General features: G+C 70.4%; 17 protein-coding genes. 10 read left to right on the forward strand and 7 right to left on the reverse strand.

The window, feature by feature from the left end:
- Positions 1-32: 32 nt before the first annotated feature.
- From G531_RS0110595 to G531_RS0110615, 5 genes are all read right to left on the reverse strand, one after another.
- Positions 33-872, reverse strand: coding sequence for a protein NO VEIN domain-containing protein (locus G531_RS0110595; protein WP_026927244.1), 840 nt, complete (start codon positions 870-872; stop codon positions 33-35).
- A 583-nt stretch (positions 873-1,455) separates the two neighbouring features.
- Positions 1,456-2,484, reverse strand: a complete 1,029-nt coding sequence (gene fbaA / locus G531_RS0110600) for a class II fructose-bisphosphate aldolase (RefSeq protein ID WP_026927245.1) — start codon at positions 2,482-2,484, stop codon at positions 1,456-1,458.
- Between the two features lie 117 nt (positions 2,485-2,601).
- Positions 2,602-3,141, reverse strand: coding sequence for a hypothetical protein (locus G531_RS0110605; protein WP_026927246.1), 540 nt, complete (start codon positions 3,139-3,141; stop codon positions 2,602-2,604).
- 49 nt (positions 3,142-3,190) lie between these two features.
- Positions 3,191-4,636 carry an MFS transporter gene (locus G531_RS0110610; protein ID WP_081684029.1) on the reverse strand — a complete coding sequence of 482 codons (1,446 nt, stop codon included), beginning with the start codon at positions 4,634-4,636 and terminating at the stop codon, positions 3,191-3,193.
- Between the two features lie 41 nt (positions 4,637-4,677).
- The gene (locus G531_RS0110615) at positions 4,678-5,319 is read right to left on the reverse strand and encodes a TrmH family RNA methyltransferase (RefSeq protein ID WP_245630546.1); all 642 of its coding nucleotides are present in this window, start codon (positions 5,317-5,319) and stop codon (positions 4,678-4,680) included.
- On the opposite strand from G531_RS0110615, the gene G531_RS26915 reads away from it, so the two are divergent.
- The 9 genes from G531_RS26915 (at position 5,225) to G531_RS21865 (ending at position 16,286) form a co-directional block, all read left to right on the forward strand.
- Entirely contained in the window at positions 5,225-6,070 is an 846-nt protein-coding gene (locus tag G531_RS26915; protein ID WP_281177526.1) for a peroxiredoxin-like family protein, read from the forward strand. The two genes, G531_RS0110615 and G531_RS26915, sit on opposite strands and share 95 nt — an antisense overlap.
- Positions 6,071-6,940: 870 nt before the next feature.
- Positions 6,941-8,491: a hypothetical protein gene (locus tag G531_RS0110635; RefSeq protein ID WP_026927249.1), complete on the forward strand. Its 1,551-nt coding sequence runs from the start codon at positions 6,941-6,943 to the stop codon at positions 8,489-8,491.
- A 10-nt stretch (positions 8,492-8,501) separates the two neighbouring features.
- Positions 8,502-8,735 carry a hypothetical protein gene (locus G531_RS0110640; protein ID WP_026927250.1) on the forward strand — a complete coding sequence of 78 codons (234 nt, stop codon included), beginning with the start codon at positions 8,502-8,504 and terminating at the stop codon, positions 8,733-8,735.
- Positions 8,736-8,754: 19 nt separating this feature from the next.
- Positions 8,755-9,252: a hypothetical protein gene (locus G531_RS0110645; protein ID WP_026927251.1), complete on the forward strand. Its 498-nt coding sequence runs from the start codon at positions 8,755-8,757 to the stop codon at positions 9,250-9,252.
- Complete coding sequence (locus G531_RS21860) at positions 9,219-12,371, forward strand: ATP-binding protein (RefSeq protein WP_051215347.1); 3,153 nt, start codon at positions 9,219-9,221, stop codon at positions 12,369-12,371. The genes G531_RS0110645 and G531_RS21860 overlap by 34 nt, the downstream gene beginning before the upstream one ends.
- A complete protein-coding gene (locus G531_RS0110655; RefSeq protein WP_145978791.1) occupies positions 12,368-15,007 on the forward strand; it encodes a type IV secretion system protein in 2,640 nt (879 codons plus the stop codon). The genes G531_RS21860 and G531_RS0110655 overlap by 4 nt, the downstream gene beginning before the upstream one ends.
- Positions 15,004-15,375: a hypothetical protein gene (locus tag G531_RS0110660; RefSeq protein WP_026927253.1), complete on the forward strand. Its 372-nt coding sequence runs from the start codon at positions 15,004-15,006 to the stop codon at positions 15,373-15,375. Before G531_RS0110655 ends, G531_RS0110660 begins: the two co-directional genes overlap by 4 nt.
- Entirely contained in the window at positions 15,333-15,503 is a 171-nt protein-coding gene (locus G531_RS25700) for a DUF554 family protein (RefSeq protein WP_145978790.1), read from the forward strand. Before G531_RS0110660 ends, G531_RS25700 begins: the two co-directional genes overlap by 43 nt.
- A 126-nt stretch (positions 15,504-15,629) precedes the next feature.
- Entirely contained in the window at positions 15,630-16,286 is a 657-nt protein-coding gene (locus G531_RS21865; protein ID WP_051215348.1) for a DUF2202 domain-containing protein, read from the forward strand.
- On the opposite strand, the gene G531_RS0110675 is transcribed toward G531_RS21865, so the two are convergent.
- Together G531_RS0110675 and G531_RS0110680 are read right to left on the reverse strand one after the other, a co-directional pair.
- Positions 16,276-17,469: a sensor histidine kinase gene (locus tag G531_RS0110675; protein ID WP_051215349.1), complete on the reverse strand. Its 1,194-nt coding sequence runs from the start codon at positions 17,467-17,469 to the stop codon at positions 16,276-16,278. The genes G531_RS21865 and G531_RS0110675 overlap by 11 nt on opposite strands.
- Complete coding sequence (locus G531_RS0110680) at positions 17,466-18,161, reverse strand: response regulator transcription factor (protein WP_026927255.1); 696 nt, start codon at positions 18,159-18,161, stop codon at positions 17,466-17,468. Before G531_RS0110680 ends, G531_RS0110675 begins: the two co-directional genes overlap by 4 nt.
- Positions 18,162-18,243: 82 nt before the next feature.
- Here G531_RS0110680 and ybaK point away from each other — a divergent pair, with 82 nt between their 5' ends.
- The gene (gene ybaK / locus G531_RS0110685) at positions 18,244-18,753 is read left to right on the forward strand and encodes a Cys-tRNA(Pro) deacylase (RefSeq protein ID WP_026927256.1); all 510 of its coding nucleotides are present in this window, start codon (positions 18,244-18,246) and stop codon (positions 18,751-18,753) included.
- The last annotated feature ends 498 nt before the right edge of the window (positions 18,754-19,251 follow it).

Raw genomic sequence — 19,251 nt, forward strand, 5'->3', positions numbered from 1 at the left:
CCGCACCCGGGTGCGGGCCCGGAAGCGGCGCCTCAGCGCGGTCCGGCCACGTAGCTCGCGGGATCGAGCCACAGCGTGTCGGCCAGCGGCCCGGTGAGCCGGAAGTGCTCCGGCACGCGGGTGCGGGAGGGTGGGCCGAACTGGTACACCCGCGCCAGGCAGTACGCCTCGCCCACTTCGGCGGAGAAGTCGACCTCGTTGCGGGTGACGTGGAAGGGCAGTTCCTTGGCGAGGCGGGTGGTCTTCACCTCGATGTAGCGCGGCGCCTCGGTCCCGGGATCGAAGGAGGCAATGTCGTAGCCGAGCCCGTCCCCGTCCTCGACCGACACGTGCCGTACCTGCGCTGCCAGGTCGTCCCGCCCGGCCGCGCGCAGGGTTCGCCGCTCGAAGTCGACGATCGCGAGCTCACCGGCCAGGCCGAGGGACCGGTTCGCCGCCTCCCGGGCGGCGTAGTCGATGTGGCGGCCGAAACGGGCCCGGGACCGATGGCCGACCGGGGTACTCGGCGCGATCTGGATCTCCCCGAGCGGCACATGAACATCGATATCGGCGCTGGCATCGGCGGCCCGGATCATGTCTCGGCGCAGATCGACGTCGGCGTCGTAGCGTTCCCGCACCCGGTCCCGCAGGAGCTGTTGGACATTGCTGCGGGGCTTGTAGCCGGGGATCCACGCAGCGCCCAGATCGTCGAGGACTGCGGAAATGTTCTGGAACTTGAACTCCAGCGATCCCCGGGAGCGATCCACCTGCTGCGCCAGGGCGCGGATGAACTCCCGCTTCACATAGTCCTCGTGGGCCAACTCGAGCCCGAGCATGGCGAAGTAGGTGTCGATGGTGTGCTCGACCTCATCCTCGCTCCACGCGCCCGCCATCCGCCCTCCCTGGGGACCAGGGTAATGAGCTCCGATCGGCCCGGGCCCCGGGGTACCCGGCCAATGTGGGCGGATCCTGACACCAGAGGCCCCGATTCGGCCGAACCAGCCCAATTTCGTCGACTGGTGGCAGGATCGGCCCACCACTCTTGGTCCAGCTGCCCAATCGCGGGCCCGGATCCCCACCCGGTGCCGGACGCGGCTCCGGGCCCCATGCGCGGGCTCACCAGCCCATCCGCGGGCCCACATGCCCACCCGCGGGCCCATATCCCGTGCGCTGGCCCCGCACAGCCCGCGCCACACATGTCAGCCCGCGAAAAGACGATTGCCTCGCTGGATGTCCCATTGGGCCCCGGGTACCCGGCCAATGTGGGCCGATCCTGACACCAGAGGCCCCGATTCGGCCGAACCAGCCCAATTCCTTCGTCTGGTGGCAGGATCGGCCCACCAGTCCGGACCCGGGCCCGTCCGCGAGCCCAGATCCCGACCCGGGTGCCGGACGCGGCCCGGCTGCGCCGAAGACAGCGATGGCCCGCTCCGAGGAGCGGGCCATCCGTGACTCAGGACTGATCCAAGGCAGCGATCAGGCGTGCGTGCCGGCGGAGCCGAGGTCCTGGCAGGCCTGGATGACCCGCTTGGCCATCCCGGCCTCGGCCGCCTTGCCCCACGAGCGCGGGTCGTAGGCCTTCTTGTTGCCGACCTCCCCGTCGACCTTCAGCACACCGTCGTAGTTGGTGAACATGTGCGCGGCGGCCGGGCGGGTGAAGGCGTACTGGGTGTCGGTGTCGACGTTCATCTTCACCACACCATAGGACACGGCTTCGGCGATCTCCTCGGGCAGCGAGCCGGACCCGCCGTGGAAGACCAGGTGGAACGGCTTGGAGCCCTCCGGCAGGTTGAACTCCTTGACCACGGCCTCCTGGGCGGCCTTGAGCACCGACGGCTGCAGCTTCACGTTGCCCGGCTTGTAGACCCCGTGCACGTTGCCGAAGGTCAGCGCGGTCATGTAGTAGCCCTGGTCGCCGTACCCGAGCGCCTTGGCGGTCGCCACGGCATCTTCGGGGGTGGAGTAGAGCTTCTCGTTGATCTCGTTGGCGACGCCGTCCTCCTCACCGCCGACGACCCCGATCTCGACCTCGAGGATGATCTTGGCGGCCTGGCACAGCGCGTGCAGTTCCTTGGCGATCTCGAGATTCTCCGCCAGCGGCACCGCGGAGCCGTCCCACATGTGCGACTGGAACAGCGGGTTCTGTCCGTTCTTCACCCGGTCGGCGGAAATGGCCAGCAGCGGGCGGACGAACCCCTCCAGCTTGTCCTTGGGGCAGTGGTCGGTGTGCAGGGCAACGTTCACCGGGTACTTCTCGGCGACGATGTGGGCGTACTCGGCCAGCGCGGTCGCCCCGGAGACCATATTCTTGACCGTCGGGCCGGACAGGTAGTCCGCGCCACCGGTGGAGACCTGGACGATGCCGTCCGAACCCGCCTCCGCGAAGCCGGCCAGCGCGGCGTTCAGCGTCTGCGACGACGACACATTGATCGCCGGGTAGGCAAAGCCCTCCCGCTTCGCCTTGTCCAGCATCTCGGCGTAGACCTCGGGTGTGGCAATGGGCATGTCCGCTCCTTAGTGGAAGTCTCGTGTAGGCCCAAGTCTGGCATCTCACGGGCCGGCCCGTGGCGGCGGGGCTGCGGCTGTTGCGCGGGTCACACCGGGTTTGCCGGCGGGATCGCCTCAGTCGTCCAACTGGCGCAGATCGACCCCCAGGCGCCCGCCGGAGTACGCCCGGACCGCCGAGTCGACCACCGCGGGAGAGACGTCGAGGCCGTTCAACGGGACATCGATCGGGGTCTGCGTCGCCTCGCCCGGCTCGGCCCGGGTGAACTGCAGCCGCGGGCTGCGGCCGATCCCGTTCCCGGTGACCGCGACCCGGTCGATGTTCGCCCATGGGATCTGCCCGGCGGCGGTGGCCACGCCGGCCCGGGACAGGATCAGCGCGAGGCCCTCCCCCACCCCCTGGGCGTCGGCGCGCAGGCGTACCCACCACAGCATCCGCAGCGCGATCGAGGCGATGGCGACGATCCCGACCAGCGCGAGGGTGACCAGCAGCGAGGACGCCCCAACCAGCAGCCACACCACCAGCACCACCGCGGTCGACAACAGCCCGAACGCGACCGCGACGATTAGGGAGACCAGCGCGCCGGAGGCCCGGGTGCGCGCCGGCACCGGATCGAAGCTGATGGCCAGTTGGTCCTCGACGCGGGTTGACTGCATGGTTCCCATCTTGCCGTACGCCGGAAGCCCCGGCCGATCCCGTCGGCGCTCAGGCCCGCTGGGGATCCCCGCCAGTGCCCGGCGCGGTCGGGTCCGGCGCCGCGGCGAGCTCCCGGTACGCCGCGGACACCCGGCGATACACCGGACTGAGCAGGGCCAGGGCGGCGGCAAGCATCATCAGCAGCCCGGTGACCAGGAAGATCAGCGCAATCCCGCGGGCCGCGCCATACCCCAGCAGCGGTGCCAGGGTCCGCGCCCCCTCGGGTCCGGCCGCCCAGGGGATGATCCACAGTTGGGCCAGCGGCGCGAGCAGAAAAGCGGTGATCGGTGCCGCGCTCGCCTCGAAGGCGCCGGCGAAGCCGAAGACCCGACCCTGCCGGGCCAGCGGCACCACCCGCTGGATCACGGTCTGCTCGGCGGCCTCTACTGCCGGGGTGAGCATCATGTAGACCCAGATCCCGGCGATGAACAGCCACGGCCACTCGCGCAGGGTGAACAGTACGCCGATCAGCCCCATCCCGACCACCGCGAGCAGCATGGTCCGCAAGGGATTGGGGCCGAGGCCGACGCGGGCCACGAGAATCCCCCCGCCGATGAACCCGGTCGCGGTGACCGCGTACACGGTCCCCCAGACCTGCACGGAGAACATTTCCAGGCCGTAGGGGTCCAACAGGGCCAGATAGCCTCCGCCCAGCAGGTTGTTGAACGTGGAGAACAGGATCAACGAGAACAGCCCCGGCACGCCACGCACCGCCCGGATCGATCCGCGCAGATCGAAGTGACCGGTGGCGTCGGTGGCTGCCGGGCGTACTTCCTCGGGCATCCGCAGCGCCAGCAGATGGACCAACGCCAGCGCGACCAGACCGACCGCGACCACCAGGGTGCCGCCCATCCCGAGAAAGCCGATGGACAGCCCGGACAGGAGGCTGGTCACCATGAACGCAACGCCCTGGACCGTGCCGACCGCACCGTTGGCGTTGGCCCGGCGATCGGGGTCGACCAGGATGGTGACGGTGGTGGCCAGCGCGATGTTGCGCAGGTTCTCCACCACGGCGCCGAGCAGAATGACCACCGCGAACAGCCACAGCCAGGGCTGGGTCATCGAGGTCATCGCCGCCCCACCGAGCCGGTAGATCAGCAGGGCGGCCAGGAAGCAGCCGAGGGTGACCAACGCCGAGGCCCGCATCACCACCAGCTTCAGGTGCCGGTCGACCAGGGTGCCGAAGCTGATGCTGGTCGCCGCCATCAGCAGCATGAAGGCGCCGCCCACCACGCCGGTGGCGATCACGTTGCGCGTCCGGAGGTAGATCCAGAAGGTCAACGCGAACCAGAGGTAGCTGGTGGTGATGCCGGCCAACCCGGTGTTGATCAGGACGTGGGTGAAGGTACGCATCCGCGCGGGCGCCGGTCGGATGGCCCGGTTCACTGCGGCCGGGTCAGCCAGGGGTTCGGCGGTGACGTCCGGGGTAGGTGTCACGCCGAAATGGTCGGACATGCGATGAATTCTAGGTTTCCGGGGCCGGGCGGCCCACCGATTTAATTGCCGCCCGGGTGGGCCACCCCCGACCCCGGATCGGCCCACTGCTGCGCCCAGGCGTACATGGCGATGGCCGCGGCGGCCCCGGCGTTGATCGACCGGGTCGAGCCGTACTGGGTGATCGCCAGCAGCTGCGTACAGGCGGCGGCGAGTTCGTCGGTCAGCCCGGAGGTCTCCGAGCCGAACACCAGCATCGCCGCTTCGGGCAGCGCGGCGGTCTCCAGCGGGACCGACCCGGGCAGGTTGTCGATCCCGATCATCGTGTAGCCGTGCTCGGCGCAGAATGCGGCCAGCTCCGCGGCGGACTCGTGGTGCAGCACGTGCAGGTAGCGGTCGGTGACCATCGCGCCACGGCGGTTCCAGCGCCGCTTGCCGACGATGTGCACCCCGGCGACGTTGAACGCGTTCGCGGTACGGACCACCGAGCCGATGTTGAAATCGTGCGACCAGTTCTGGATCGCGATCCGCAGCGGGTGTCGGCGGGTGTCCAGGTCGGCGCGGATCGCCGCGAGGGTCCAGTACCGGTAGCGATCCAGCACGTTGCGGGTGTCCCCGGCGGCCAGCAGCTCCGGGTCCAGGCGCGGATCATCGGGCCATGGCTGCGGGTGCGGCCCCACCCCCGGGACGTGTTCGGCGGGCACCCGGTCGGGGACGTTCTCGGTCTGGTCGTCACTCACCCGCAGAGCGTACGCGGATTTCGGCGGCTCCGGCCGGTTCGGCAGGGGTGGCCAGCACACCGGGCGACAGCGGCTCCTCACCGGCGAAGAGCACCATGGATGGGAACCATCTTTTGCTGAGAACCACAGTTCGGAGGCCCGATGTCCCCCCCAGCCCGACCCCGGACAGCTGGCGGCCGGGGCCCGGATCAGCCCCCGAATCCTGACGGCCATCGATGGCGCCCCCGTGCCCCTACCGGCCCCGGAGGGAATCACCCATCTGCAGTTCCGGCAATTCGCCTCCTGCCCGATCTGCAATCTCCACCTGCGTACCTTCGTCACCCGGTACGCCGAACTGCAGGCCGTCGGGGTGCACGAGATCGTGGTGTTCCACTCCACCGTCGAGCAGATGCGACCTCACCAGGGCGCGCTGCCGTTCTCGGCGATCGCCGACCCGGAGCGGATCCTGTACGCCGAGTTCGGGGTCGGCCGCTCGCTGCTGGCGGTGCTGCACCCGCGAGCCTGGGTCGCCCCCTTGCAGCCCGAGGCCTCGCGAGTGAGGCAACGCGAACGCCGGGCCCGCCGGATCCGCGGTTCGGCCGGCGACAACGACGAGCTCGGCCTCCCGGCGGACTTCCTGATCGGGCCCGACGCCGTGGTGCGACACGCGCACTACGGCCGCCACGCCAGCGATCACTGGTCGCTCGAGCAGGTCCTCGCCCTGAGTCAGCCCTGACCGCGCAGCCGCCGCCGGGTTTCCGGTCGGATCAGGGATTCAGAAACTCGTCGATCAGGCTGTTGACGCGGTCGGGGCACTGCCGGGTCGACCAATGCCCGGCCCCTTCGATCAGTTCATAACGCGCATGCGGGTCGGCCAGTCGAGGGCTTACACCCGGTGGGTCCGGGCGAGCACCGGGATCGCGCGCCGCCAGCTGAGTGAAATGTTGTTATTGCCGGCGCCGCTGAGCAGGAGCACCGGCGAGCCGGTGTCGCCGGGGTGATGACGCGCAAGGAGCCTTCGGGCTGCGGGATCGGGCCCGCGCCCGGCATCGGGGTTCGGGGTCGCAACCAGCGAGGCAGTCGTGGTTTCGCGGGCTGACATGTGTGGCGCTGGCCGTGCAGGGCCAGCGCACGGGATCTGGGCCCGCGGATGGGCATGTGGGCCCGCGGATGGGCGTGTTGGCCCGCGCATGGGTGCCAGGAGCTGCGTCCGGCACCGGGTGGGGATCTGGGCCCGCGAAGGGGCAGCTGGACCCGGACTGGTGGGCCGATCCTGCCACCAGACGACGAAAATGGGCTGGTTCGGCCCGAATCGGGGCCTCTGGTGTCAGGATCCGCCCACATCCGCCTGGTACCCCGGGTCTGGGCCGGCGAGACACCGGCCGCGGGGTCTCGTGGTCGTGACCTGGCCTCATGTGGGTAGTGCAGTAATCACTGCACCGGGGCCGCGTCCGATCCCGAGTTCACCAACAATTCACCGGCCCAGGATCACCGGTTCGCAGTCACCCCGCTGCCGTCACCGAAGTGTCCCCCTCGTCTGGTAGGAACATCGAGTGCCCACCCCGGGGACCGCAGGACCAGCAGACCAGATCCGGAAAGTTGACCGATGAACGGCGGACCGAACAGCTTCTCGAGGCCCACTTTCGGGTCCCCGCAGCAGGTACGCCCGACCCCGCCGCTCGACCCCGGCACACCGCCCGAGCCGGCCGAGGACGCCACGATGCTGCGCTCGGATCTGGTGCGGGCCGAGCAGGCCCGCGCCGCTGAACAGGCCCGCGCCACCGCCCACGCCCGCGCCACCGAGCAGACCCGGGCCGCCGAGCGCGCCCGGCTGCAGCAGGAGGCCCGGGCCTCGGCCGCCCCGGCCCAGTCGGCCCCGGCCCAGCCGGCGCCCGGGTCGCTGCCCGCTCCTCACCCGTACACCGCCCAGCCGACTGCCGAGCCCCGCCCCGCAGCCCACCGGGACCGCCAGTGGGCCGCCGCCGGGCAGGAGCCCCCGAAGGCGGCCGACCTGCGCTCCCTGCTCGACGACTACCCCGAGGCCGGACCCGGCTCCCCGGGCAGCGCCGAACCCGGCTCCCCCGGCAGTGCCCAGACCCGTCCCGACCGGACCCGAACAAAACACCACCGGGTCCGCACCGGCGATGGCACCGACCTGGTCGTCCCGATGCCCGGCCACCGACTCAGCGATGCGCGCAGTTCGGCCCGGCTCGGCCGCGGCCTGGCGATCGGCGCTCTGGTCCTGGGGCTGTTGCTCACTGCGGGGGCGGGCGGTTTCGCCGCGGTCCTGCTCACCCGGAGCACGAACAGCGCGGCCGGTTCGGGGGCGGTCGCCGCCGACACCTTCAACTTCCCGGCCGCCTCGACCTACGCCAGTCGGTACCTGACCTGGTGCCTGAACCGGTACGCCGACCGCACCCAGGACGACTCCCGGCTACGGGCCGCCGACGCGATGAGCACCGTGCCCGATCCCGCCTGTCGGGACTCGGCCGGCAGCCAGATCGAGGCCCGAGCGGTCTCCCGGGTGGAGTACAACGGACAGCACTCCCCCGTCCCGGGGATCTCCGGCGCCCGGTATCTCGGCTTCACGATCGACACCACCAGTGGGCCGCTGGCGTACGAGGTGCCGGTGAGCCTGGACGATCCGGTCGCCGGCACCGGCCCCCGGGTCGCGGGCTTCCTCGGGGTGCTGCCCAGTGTCCCGCGTGGCGAACCGCGCCCCGACCGGCCCGGCGCCGACCCCCCGGTCACCGATGTGGAGACCGCCCGGACGCTGCAGACCTCCTTCCTGCCCGGCTTCTTCGAGGCCTGGATGCGATCCGACGGGGTGGATCAGTACCTCAGCCCGGACGCGACCGACTCGGCGCGCCGCGGCCTGGCGCAGGCGCTGAGCGGTCCGGAGATCACCCGGGTCACCGTGCTGCCGCCCGAGCAGGCGACCCGCAGCGGCAGCACCTTCCGCTATCCGGAGAATGTTCCGGTCGAGATCCAGGTGCAGTTGCGGGCGACCGCCCGCGGCCCCGACGGCCGCCCGCGCGACCCGGCGTTCGCCACCTATCGGGTGATCGCCAAGCAGGCCGGCGGCAAGTGGCTGGTCCATGACATCCGGGGCGGCCTCGCCGAGGTGCCCAGCCATCCCGCCCCTTCCCCGAGCTGAGGAGTGAACCGTGACCGAGATCATTCAGAACCTGTCCAACCAGGTCGCCACGATCGGCGGCGCGCTGGCCACCCTGGCGTTCATCCTGCTCGGCATCAAGGCGATCGTCACCTTCAACAAGGGCGGCGGGCTGCGCGAGGTGCTCTCCGGTGGCGGGGTGATCTTCCTCGGCCTGATGCTGATCGGGGCCGCCGGCGTCCTGGTGGGCGCGATCCAGGCGATGGCCAAGGCCCTCGGGGCCTGAGCCGGCCCGGGAGGAAGCTGTGCGTTCGTTCGACTACACCAGTCTGAAACAGCGGGAGAACAAGCTCTGGGAGTTCGGCGGGATCGCCATTCCCGGCGGCCTGTCCACGATCCGGGCCGGGATCGCCGGTGGGGTGTTCGTGGCCGGGGCGGCCCTGGTCGCAATCATCGGGCAGTTGGCGAAGGCGCCGCTGCTGACCGTCGGCGGGATGGTCCTGGCCGCGATCGTGGCGGTGCTGGCGTACGTCTGGGCGGGGCGGCCCAGCAGCGACCGGATGACGTTGCCCCAGCAGGCGGCCGTGTTCGCCGACTATGTCTTCTCCCAGCCCCGGCGGATCAGCGGCTTCAGCCGCGACGTCGAGCCGGACCGGATCCACTGGCAGGCGATCGTGTGGGAACCCACCGACGCGGACTGGTGGACCACCCATGATGTCTACGCCCGGCACTACCTCCAGCGCGCGATCGCCGAGCAGGAGGCGTCAGGGTGGGCGTGGCCGGGGACGGCGGGGCGACGATGATGCGGATCATCCTGTACGTCCTGCTGGTCATCGCGGCCGTCGTCGCGGTCGGGGTGGTGATCGCCGCGGTGAACGGGCGCCGCAATTCCGGACCCGGCCCGCGTACCGGCGGGGGCCCCGGCCCGAAGAGTTCGGGTCCGCGGGGGCAGCAGCCCGGGCGCGGGGAGGATCTGCGGCTGGGCTACCGCTACGACGCCGGCGCGGTATTCGTCCATCGGAACACGGTCTGGACCGGGGTGAAACTGGAGCCGGTCGGGAACATGTACCTGTCGGCCACCGATGTGGAGGCGCTGGCCAATCAGGCCACCCAGGCGCTGGTGAACAGTGCGGTCGACGCCGATCCGGTGCAGGTGCAGTTCCGGTTGACCCACCAGCCGTTCAACGTCGATGAGTGGAAACAGCAGCTGCTGGCCAACTCCTGGCACCCCTCGAAGCTGTACCGCGGCTACCTGGATGCGACCGCGTTCTTCCTGCGGCACACCAAGACGGTACGCCCGGTGGCGTACCTGCTGGTCCAGATCGACACGCTGGAACCGAGCCGCCTCAGTGAGATCCGGCGCTCGGCGAACGCGGCGCTGCTCGGCTCCGACGACGAGTTCATCCCGCCGGATCTGGCCGCGAAATGGGAGATCACCGCGCAACGAGTGATGCGCAATGTGACCAGCCTCGGCCCGATCGAGCCGATCGGCCGGGAAGACCGGATGTGGCTGATCCGCAAACCGCTGGCCGGACACTTCGCGCCGAGCATGAACGACTTCCCGCGGACCAAGCCGTGGGGCGAGGGCGAGTTCGCGCTGTGGGTGGACTTCACCGCGGAGAACAAGCGGCAGTATCTGCACATCGAGACGTTGAACGAGAACGTCACCGAGGCCGACCGCAACGAGGATTCCGACCAGTTGCACTCCTATACCGCCTGCCTGGCGGTCGCCGAATGGCCGGAGCACTCCGAGACCAACGCCAACAACGACTGGATCCGGCACTTCGCCGGCGAAGGGGTCGAGGTCTCCTACCGGATGGAACTGCTCCCGCCGCGCAAGTTCCGCGAGGAACTGGAGAAGATCAACAACAACCTGCGCTCGGAGCTGAAGAACATGGGCGCGGCGACCGGCGGCGGGGTCACCGACGTGCTGGTGGTCGATGAGCAGTCCCGGGCCCAGGAGGCGGTCAACCGGGCCCGGCAGACGCACAAGCCCGGGGTGAACGGGCAGGTGATGATCCAGGTGTCCGCGCCGACGCTGGAAGAGCTGAATGCCCGGGTCGAGGCGCTGATCATCAATGCGAAGAATGCACTGAACGACACGATCCTGGTCCGGCCCAGCCGGTACCAGTGGCGGATGCTGGAGTCCTTCCTGCCCGGGACCGGTCCGGCGCTGCCGGCGGTTCCCTATGTCCGGCTGACCGAACCGGAGACCTTCGGGATCGGCTTCCCGCGCGCCGGGGTAGTGATCGGCGACCGAGTGACCCGGGCCGCCGACGGCCACACCCTCGGCTGGGTCGGCAACTACATCGGCGAGTCCCAGGGGGTACCGGTGTTCCACTCCCCGCACTCGGGGATCGCGCGGAACTCCGGCGGTGGGGTGTTCATCGTCGGTGGCTCCGGTGGCGGGAAGTCGTCGCTGGCGCTGCTGATGTTCTTCCAGGCCTCCGAGTCCGGCGTCCAGTCGGTGGTGCTCGACCCGAAGACCGACTTCGCGCAGTTCTGCTACTACCTGTCCTTCGGGGCGCAGGTGAACCATCCCGACTTCCGGGTCGAAGCGGCGGCGGGGACGCTCGGGCAGCCCGGATCCCGGTTCACCCCGGTCAATCCGGAGTTCTGGGCCGAGACCGAGGTGATCGACATCGTCGCCTCGCCGGCCGGCGTCCTGGATCCGTGGCAGGTCGAGGGGAACCTCGAGGCCGGGGCGCTGCTGGCCGACGAGATGCTGACCATGTTCCTCGGCAAGCGGGTCCGCGACCGGCTCGACGATGTGGTGGTCCCGGCGATCGACACGGTCAAGCAGCGGTATCAGTTGCGGGTCGAGGCGGCGGTCCGGGCGTACCTGCAGGCGCAGCCGGTGGACGAGCGGGACCGCGCCCGGGTGGCCGATCAGGTCGCGGCGACCGTGCCGATGCCGACGCTGTGGGAGGTCGTCCAGGTCGTCCAGGAGGAGGCGGCGCGGGTCGATGCGCTGCCCGATGTGCCGTATGAGTCGAAACGGGAACTGACCCGGGCCGCGATCCAGTTGCGGCAGTTGCTGGGCCTGCCGTACGCCTCGCTGGCCTTCGCGGAGCGACCGCACGGGTTCGCCCGGCTGCGCAAGCGGCGCACGGTGTTCACCCTGCGCGGGATGAAACTGCCGAAGGGCCAGATCGATGAGGAGATGTGGTCCAAGGAGGAACGGCTGGCCTCGGCGATCATGTACGTGCTGGTGAAGTACGCCGCGCAGATGCTGGACAACAAGGTGATCCTGAATCCGGAGACCGGGCGCAGCGGGGTGCAGCCCAAGATGTTGTTCGTCGACGAGTCCTACCTGGTCACCTCGACCAAGGGCGGGCGGGAACTGCTGCTGACCACGCTGGCGCAGGGTCGCTCGTACGGGCTGATCACTGTGCTGATCGATCAGCTGGCCAAGCGGCTGGGGCAGATCGAGTCCTCCGGCCGGGACTCCGACGGGCCGTCGGCGAACCAGGTGCAGTCGGTGTTCGCGTTCCTGCAGCGCTCCGATGACGATGCCCGCTCGGTGGCGCCGTTGTTGACCCGGGGGCAGAACTCGGAGACGATCGCGCAGGCGTTGCTGCCGATCGGCATGGGCGGGCACCTGGAGACCGGTCGGGCGCTGTTCCGGGACCTGGATTTCCATGTCGCGCTGACCGACATCGACCTGCTGTTCAAGGAATTGCTGCGCGCCTCCGACACCAACCCGGCGACCCGCAGCATGTCGCAACGACACTCCATCTCCCCGGATCCGTGGGAGTGGGAGTTCATCACCAACGACGACCGGGAGGCGGCGATCACCGAGGCCGAACAGCAGGCCGAGGAGGAACTCGCCGCCGAACAGGCGACCCTGCCGCCGGTGGCGACACCGGGTCAGCTCGGGCCGGGTCAGCTCGGGCCGGATCAGCTCGGGGCCCGGCGATGAGCCGGCGTCCGGGAGCACGGCCGCGGTTGCGGCGGTGGGGGCCGGTGCGGGTGCTGCTCGCGGTGGTCTTCGTGGTCACCGCGGCGCTGATCGTCCTGCCGGCGAACACCTCGCAGGCCGCCGAGCCCGCCGAGTGTGCGCCGCTGCCGATGTTCTCCGCGCATCAGCCGTACGCCAAGGACGCCGCCCAACTGATGGCGGTCGAGCCGGGACTGGACCCCAAGGACAAGGTCGAGGTCTGGGACACCGCCAAGGGCCGTCCGGCGCAGGGTTTCACGCTGTACCAGGCGATGGGCATGTCCGGGGCGACCTGGTCGAGCACCAAGGTGGTGCAGCAGCAGGGGTTCACCGGGGGCCAGGAGGGTGCCGGGGAGTGGGCCTGCGCGTACCTGCCGAGCACGCTGAACATGGTCGCGAACTCGATGTTCGACCTGGCGAAACTCATCACCGCCGGGACGATCTCGTTCCGGTCGCTGGCGGCGAACCCGCAACTGGTGGTGAATCTGTTCGATCAGGCCGTGGCGCCGGTGAACCAGATCTCCACCCAGCTGTTCCTCGGCATGTCGGTGGTGATGGTGATGCTGACCGGGGCGTACGTGGTGCTGACCGGGGCGCTGCGGAACCGGAACCGGCAGCGGGAAACCCTGCAGGCGCTGCTCGGGGTGGGCGTGTTCATGCTGATCGGCACGTTCCTGGTGATTCCGTCGACCCAGCACAACGAGCGCAAACCGAACTACTACTGGCTGACCACGTCGGCGCTGAACACCATCAATTCCGGCAATCAGGCGCTGGCCTCGACGCTGCTGCCGAAGACCTCGAGTGCGTACTGCAGTTCCGACGATGCCCGGCGTACCTTCGATTGTCTGCTGTACCAGAACATGGTCTTCGAGCCGTGGGCGAACGGGCAGTTCGGCACCGACCTGGCCGAGCCGATGCCGGTCCGCAGTGACGGGTTGGCGAAGTTCGGCGCGACCGTCGACGGGGTGATCCCGACCGCGGAGCAGGGCCAGTCGGATCTGCGATTGGTGCAGTTGTGGACCCAGGGGTACACCGCTTCGGAGGTGGCCCACGGGCCGCGGCCGGCGGGCAATCCGCAGGATCTGGCGAACGCGAAACCCGAGGAGCGCCAGGGCCAGTGGAATGCGGTGCGGGAGGTGATGTGGACCCACTACAACCCGCACTATCCGACCTGGCAGGGGGCCAACGCCGGGGAGCGGGTGAATCTGGCGTTCTTCGCGCTGTTGTTGTCGATCCTGGTCGGGGCGTTCGTGGTGGTGACCTCGGCGCTGCTGCTGTTGTGGAACTGCGTACTGGTCGTGCTGTTCTTCTTCCTGCCGATCCTGGCGCTGGCCGGGCTCTTCCCGCCGACGCAGCGGATCTTCCGAACCTGGCTGACCACGTGGTTGAAGGCGCTGGGGCTGAGTTTCGTGTTCCAGCTGGGGCAGACGCTGGCGATGCTGATGGTGACTGCCGCGCTCAGCCTGCCCAATGTCGGGATGGGGATGAAGGCCGCGCTGCTGCTGATCATGCTGCTGGCGCTGTGGAAGGTGATCGGGTTCACCCGCAACGAGATGTCGGTGACCGCGCGCGCGGAGACCCCGGCGCATGAGGCGAAGGCGGCCGACACCTCCCGGGTGAACGTGAACACGATCACGATGCCGGCGGTGACGGCGGCCGGGACTGCGCGGGCGACGGCGAATCCGGTGACCGCGGCGGCGTCGCGGGGTCCGGGGGTGGCGCGGACGAATCCGCAGGCGTTGAGTACGCCGGGCAAGCGGCGCGAGGCGAAGTTGTCGGCGTTGCTGGCCGAGGCCGAGGAACGCTGGGTCGCCGAGCACGGCAATCCGATGGACGAGCGGACCCGGGTGCGGGTACGCGAGGACCTGCTGCGCAGCCAGGGCGTGGTCGATGACACCGCCCGGACCGGGACCCGGCGCCGATCGGCGGCGCTGGGGGCGGCGGTCCGCAATGATCGGCGCGGCCGGGAAGCCGTTGCGGCCAAGCATCAGGTGGCGGCCGAGCGGGCCGGGCAGGTGGACCGCTCGGAATCGGCCGCCGGAGCCGATGGTGCGTCCTCGGCCGCGGCGGCCGGTCCGACGGTCAACCACACGACGAACAACTACAACTTCCTGCGCACCGATCGACCGAAGCCGCCGGAGCGGGCGGCCCGTGGGAGCTCCGGGTCCGGGCTGAGCGGGCCGGGGAACCGGATCCGGCGCGGCACGATCAACCGGTCCGCGGCGCCGGAGACCCGCGAGCTGGCGAACGAGGCCCGCCGGATGGAGGCGGAGTACCGCCGCCGCGGGGTGTCCTCAAACGGCTATTCCTCCGGGGACCCGATGACCCCGGGAATCGCTGCCAAACTGCGCGCCACGAGTTTCCGGGAGCAACTGGTCGCCGCGCAGCAGGAGCACGGTCGCGCGGTGGTCGAGCGGGACAAGGCGGCGCGGGAGTTCCAGCTGGTCAGCGGGCAGCGGGCCAAGGGGCAGGCGACCGACGAGCAGGTCGACTCCGCCCGCCGGACCGCGCGGCAGGCATCGGTCGCCCTGGAGCAGGCAACCGTGTTGGTGCAGAACCGGACGCGAGTGTCGCGGGAGGCGGACCGGCAGGCCGACGAGGCGGGCGGCGCCGGATGAACCGGGAACCGGCGGACGGGTCGGCGGGCCGGTTGGGCCCGGTCCCGGCGGCGTTGCTGGGGGTCGGGTTACTGCTGGCCTACTGGCTGTATCTGTTCGTGGTGGTGCAGGGCTCGATGCTGGCGGCCGAGGACCCGGTCGGGGTAGCCCTGCCCGGGTGGTTGCTCGGCCCGGCGGCAGTGGTGGCGCCCTGGGTGTTCGGCAACGCCGTGGGTGGGGTTGCGTCGTTGCGCCGGCGGCGTACGCTCCTGGGCCTGCTCGGGTCGGTCGTGGCGGTCGGGGTGATGGTCTACTCCCCCGCCGCCGGGGCGATCCTGGGCCTGGCGTGGGTGGTCGGCGTGCAGTTCTGGCCGACGCGACAGGCCTGAACCGGCACGGCATCCTGGTCGGGCTCGGCCTGCGGATCCTCAACGCCCGGAAGGTGCCGGTCGCGAACCTGCTGCCGGCCTTGGTGGTCGCACCGCTACTGGTCGAGATCGTCGCCCGGCTGCACTGAGAAGGACCCGCCTTCACGGAATCTTCACGGTGGAGCCCCGACCTCCTCCACACCCGCGCGGTGACATGGAGTCAGGAACCACACAGGAGGACTCCGATGAGAACCCCACGCAGGACAAAGACACGAATGACGAGGACACGCATCGTCACCGGGCTCACGATCGCCACGCTCACCGTCGGGGGTGGCTGGCTCGCAGTCGCCGCCACCGGCCTCGCGACGGCTGCCCCACCCAGCACCGCACCCCGGGTCGGCGCCTCGCTCGCGGCGGCCTCGCCGCTCTCCGACGCGGAGAAGGCCGACCTGCTGCGGATGGCGGACGAGGAGCGGATGGCGAAGGACCTCTACACCACCCTGGCGCAGACATACCCCGACGCCACGACCTTCAGCCGCATCGCGACCAGCGAGCAGCGCCACGAGGAGCGCGTGATGGCCCTGCTGGATCGCTACGGTCTCACCCACCCCTCGTCGACCGCAGGGACGTACGACAACGCCGAGGTCCAGAAGCTCTACAACAGCTGGCTCGAGCAGGGACGGAGCTCCGAAAGTGCCGCGTACCAGGTGGGGGTGGACCTGGAGACCGCTGACATCGCGGACCTCCGGACCGCGATCGACACCTCCGACAACGCCGACCTCGACCAGGTGTACGGCCACCTGCTGACCGCCTCCGAGCAGCACCAGAAGGCGTTCGCCGCCGGCCCGGGCGGGACCGCCGCCCTCGGCCCCAACGGTCAGGGCCAGATGAACCGCCAGGGCCTGCGCGACGGGAGCTGCCTCAACGGCTGACCGTTGCCCCGGTCGTCGCGCCCGCCCGTGGCGACCGGGGCAGCACCAGGCGGAAGGTCGCCCCGAGCCCGGCACCGGGCGACGACGCCAGCACATCGCCGCCGTGCGCACGGGCGATGCTGCGGGAGATCGTCAACCCGATGCCGGAGCCGGTCCCGGCCCGCGTCCCGGTCTCCTTGTCGGGCACCCGGTAGAACCGCTCGAAGACCCGGGCCAGGTCCTCGGGCGCCAGTCCACGTCCGGTGTCGGACACCGTGACGACGGCCTGTCCGGCCTCCTCGGCCACCGCGAGGGTCACCGTGTCCCCCGGCGAGCAGGCGCGCAGAGCATTGCCCAGCAGATTGGTGACGACCTGGCCGATCCGGTCCCGGTCGGCGGTGACGGTGAGGGACGGGGACGACGCGACGGTGAGGGTCACCCCGGCGTCGTCGAACTGCGGGCGCAGTCGCCGGGCCACGTCGCCGACCAGTCCGCTGAGGTCGAAGTCCGCCGGGGCCAGTGCCAGTCGTCCCTCCTCCGCCCGCGACAGCGCGGACAGGTCCTCGGCCAACCGGTGCAGCACCCGGGCCTCCTCGGACACCGCGGACAGGCGGTCCGGCGTCGGCTCGAACACCCCGTCGATCATCCCCTCGACGTAGCCGTCGATCACGGTGAGGGGCGTGCGCATCTCGTGCGCCACCTCCCCGATCAAGCGGACCCGTCGGGCTTCGGACTCCTGCAGCGCGCCGGCGAGGGCGTTGATGTCCTCGGCCAGGCGGGCCAGCTCGAGTTCCCGGGGCACCTCCACCCGGGTCGTGTAGTCCCCGCCGGCGAGCGCCCGGGTTGTCGTACGGACCCGCTCCAACGGCCGTAACAACCTGCTCACCGCCAGCCAGGCCAGCACTGCCGCGATGACGACGGCGGCCACCAGACCGACCACCAGTGCCTGGTTGATCGCCGCATCGAACGCGGCCAGGAGCGTATGTCCCCGGCCGGTGGCGGCCGAGCCGCCCCCCGTCCCTGCGCCCGTCCCGGCACCGAGCCCCGATCCTGCCCCGGGCCCGGGTCCCAGGCCGGCGCGGCGGGCGAAGTCTGCCGGGGCCAGCAGCCGGACGACCACGAACGCCACGGCGGTCCCGACCACGGCCACCGCGAGGTGGGACAGCAGCAGCCGGGTGCTCAACCGGTCCAGGAGGCGTCTCATCGCGGTGTCGCCACGCACCTGTAGCCCACGCCCCGGACGGTCCCCACGAACCGCGCCGCGCCCGGATCGTCGCCCAGAGCGGCCCGGATGGCGCGGATATGCACGTCGACGATCCGTTCGTCGCCGAAGAAGTCCCCGCCCCAGACCCGTTCCAGCAACTGGCGGCGGGAGAAGACCCGCCCCGGGGCGTCGGCCAGTGCCGCGAGCAGGTCGAAGTCCAGCGCGGTGAGCTCCACCGCCCGACCGTCCACCTGCACCTCGCGCCGCCCCGGGTCGATCACCAGTCCGTCGAACTCCCGCCGGTCGTCGGGGGGATCGACCGGCGCCGGCCGGCGACCGCGGCGCAGCACGGCGTCGACCCGTGCCACCACCTCGCGCGGGCTGAACGGTTTGGTGATGTAGTCATCGGCGCCCAGTCGCAGTCCGACGAGTCGGTCCAGTTCCTCGGCGCGGGCGCTGACGACCAGGACGTACGCCTCCGTTGACGCCGCGAGGTCACGCATCACCTCGAGCCCGTCCCGGTCGGGCAGGCCGAGGTCGAGCAGCACCACGTCGGGTCCGCGGCGACGGGCCAGGTCGATCGCGGTCGCGGCATCACCTGCCTCGAGCACCTCGTACGCGGACGCCTCGAGATAACCCCGGAGCACGTCACGGATCGCAGCTTCGTCGTCCACCACCAGGACACGCGGCATCGTCGGCTCCCCCTCCGTCAGCACCAGTATCCCCGTCCGGGCAGATGCCTGCCGGGGTATCGACGGTGCGAAGATGGTCCCCATGGCCAAGCGCTCCCGAAAGCCCCACGAGGCGACCGGCACCCCCGCCCTGCAGGCGGTGGTCAGGGCCGGGATCGCCCACACCCTGCACGAGCACGCCGTCGACATGCACGCCGAGGGCGAGCTCGGACCCGAGTCGGCCCGGCAGCTGGGCGTCAGCCCCGATCGGGTGTTCAAGACGCTGATCGCGGACTGTTCCGGCCGGCTCGTGGTGGGCGTGGTGCCGGTCAGCCATCACCTCGATCTGAAGGCCCTCGCCCGCGCCGTCGGGGCGAAGAAGGCCCAGATGGCCGACCCCGCCGCCGCCGAACGCTCCAGCGGCTACGTTGTGGGAGGGATCTCCCCGCTGGGTCAGCGCGCCCCGCTGCCCACCGTCGTGGACGACTCGGCGCTGGACCACCCGACGATCTTCGTCTCCGCCGGCAAGCGCTCACTCAAGCTCGAGATCGCCCCCGGCGACCTGGTCCGGCTGCTCGGGGCCACCGTCGCCACGATCCGGACCCTCGACTGACCGGGACCCCGGCGGTTCCGGGGCGAAGGCGCTCCAGATCAGCACGACCAGGACTGCGGCGAAGGGCCAGAGCAGCACCGCCAGCACGTACGCCAGAGCCGAAGGCCACTGGGCGGGCAGGCGCCGCGCCGGGGTGGGAGGGCCTATTCGAGACTTCCCAGAAGATCGTGATGTCGAAGTCGTGATCCGGCGGTAATGCGGATAGAAACCTGCCTGAATCCCATCGAGCTTCAGGATTTCCATCCAACGTCACTTTTGGTAACCCAGCTTCTGGGCGCCCGGACGTTGGGTTGCCCGGAGTGACGCTGGATGACCGGACGGCCGCGTCCCGGCCGAATCAGCCGGTGCCGCCGGGTTGGCTGGACATCAGCTTCACGCCGGTTGACCAGATAGAATTTTTGAAAGGATTCCGAAGGACCGTTTGAAGGTGCCGCCAGATCTGCAACCAGGGCGGAAAGACTCACCTTGCCATCACTCCTGCGTGCGCTAGGGCGCGGA

The sequence above is a fragment of the Granulicoccus phenolivorans DSM 17626 = NBRC 107789 = JCM 15570 genome (assembly GCF_000423085.1).
In the GTDB taxonomy this organism is placed as follows: Bacteria; Actinomycetota; Actinomycetes; order Propionibacteriales; family Propionibacteriaceae; genus Granulicoccus; species Granulicoccus phenolivorans.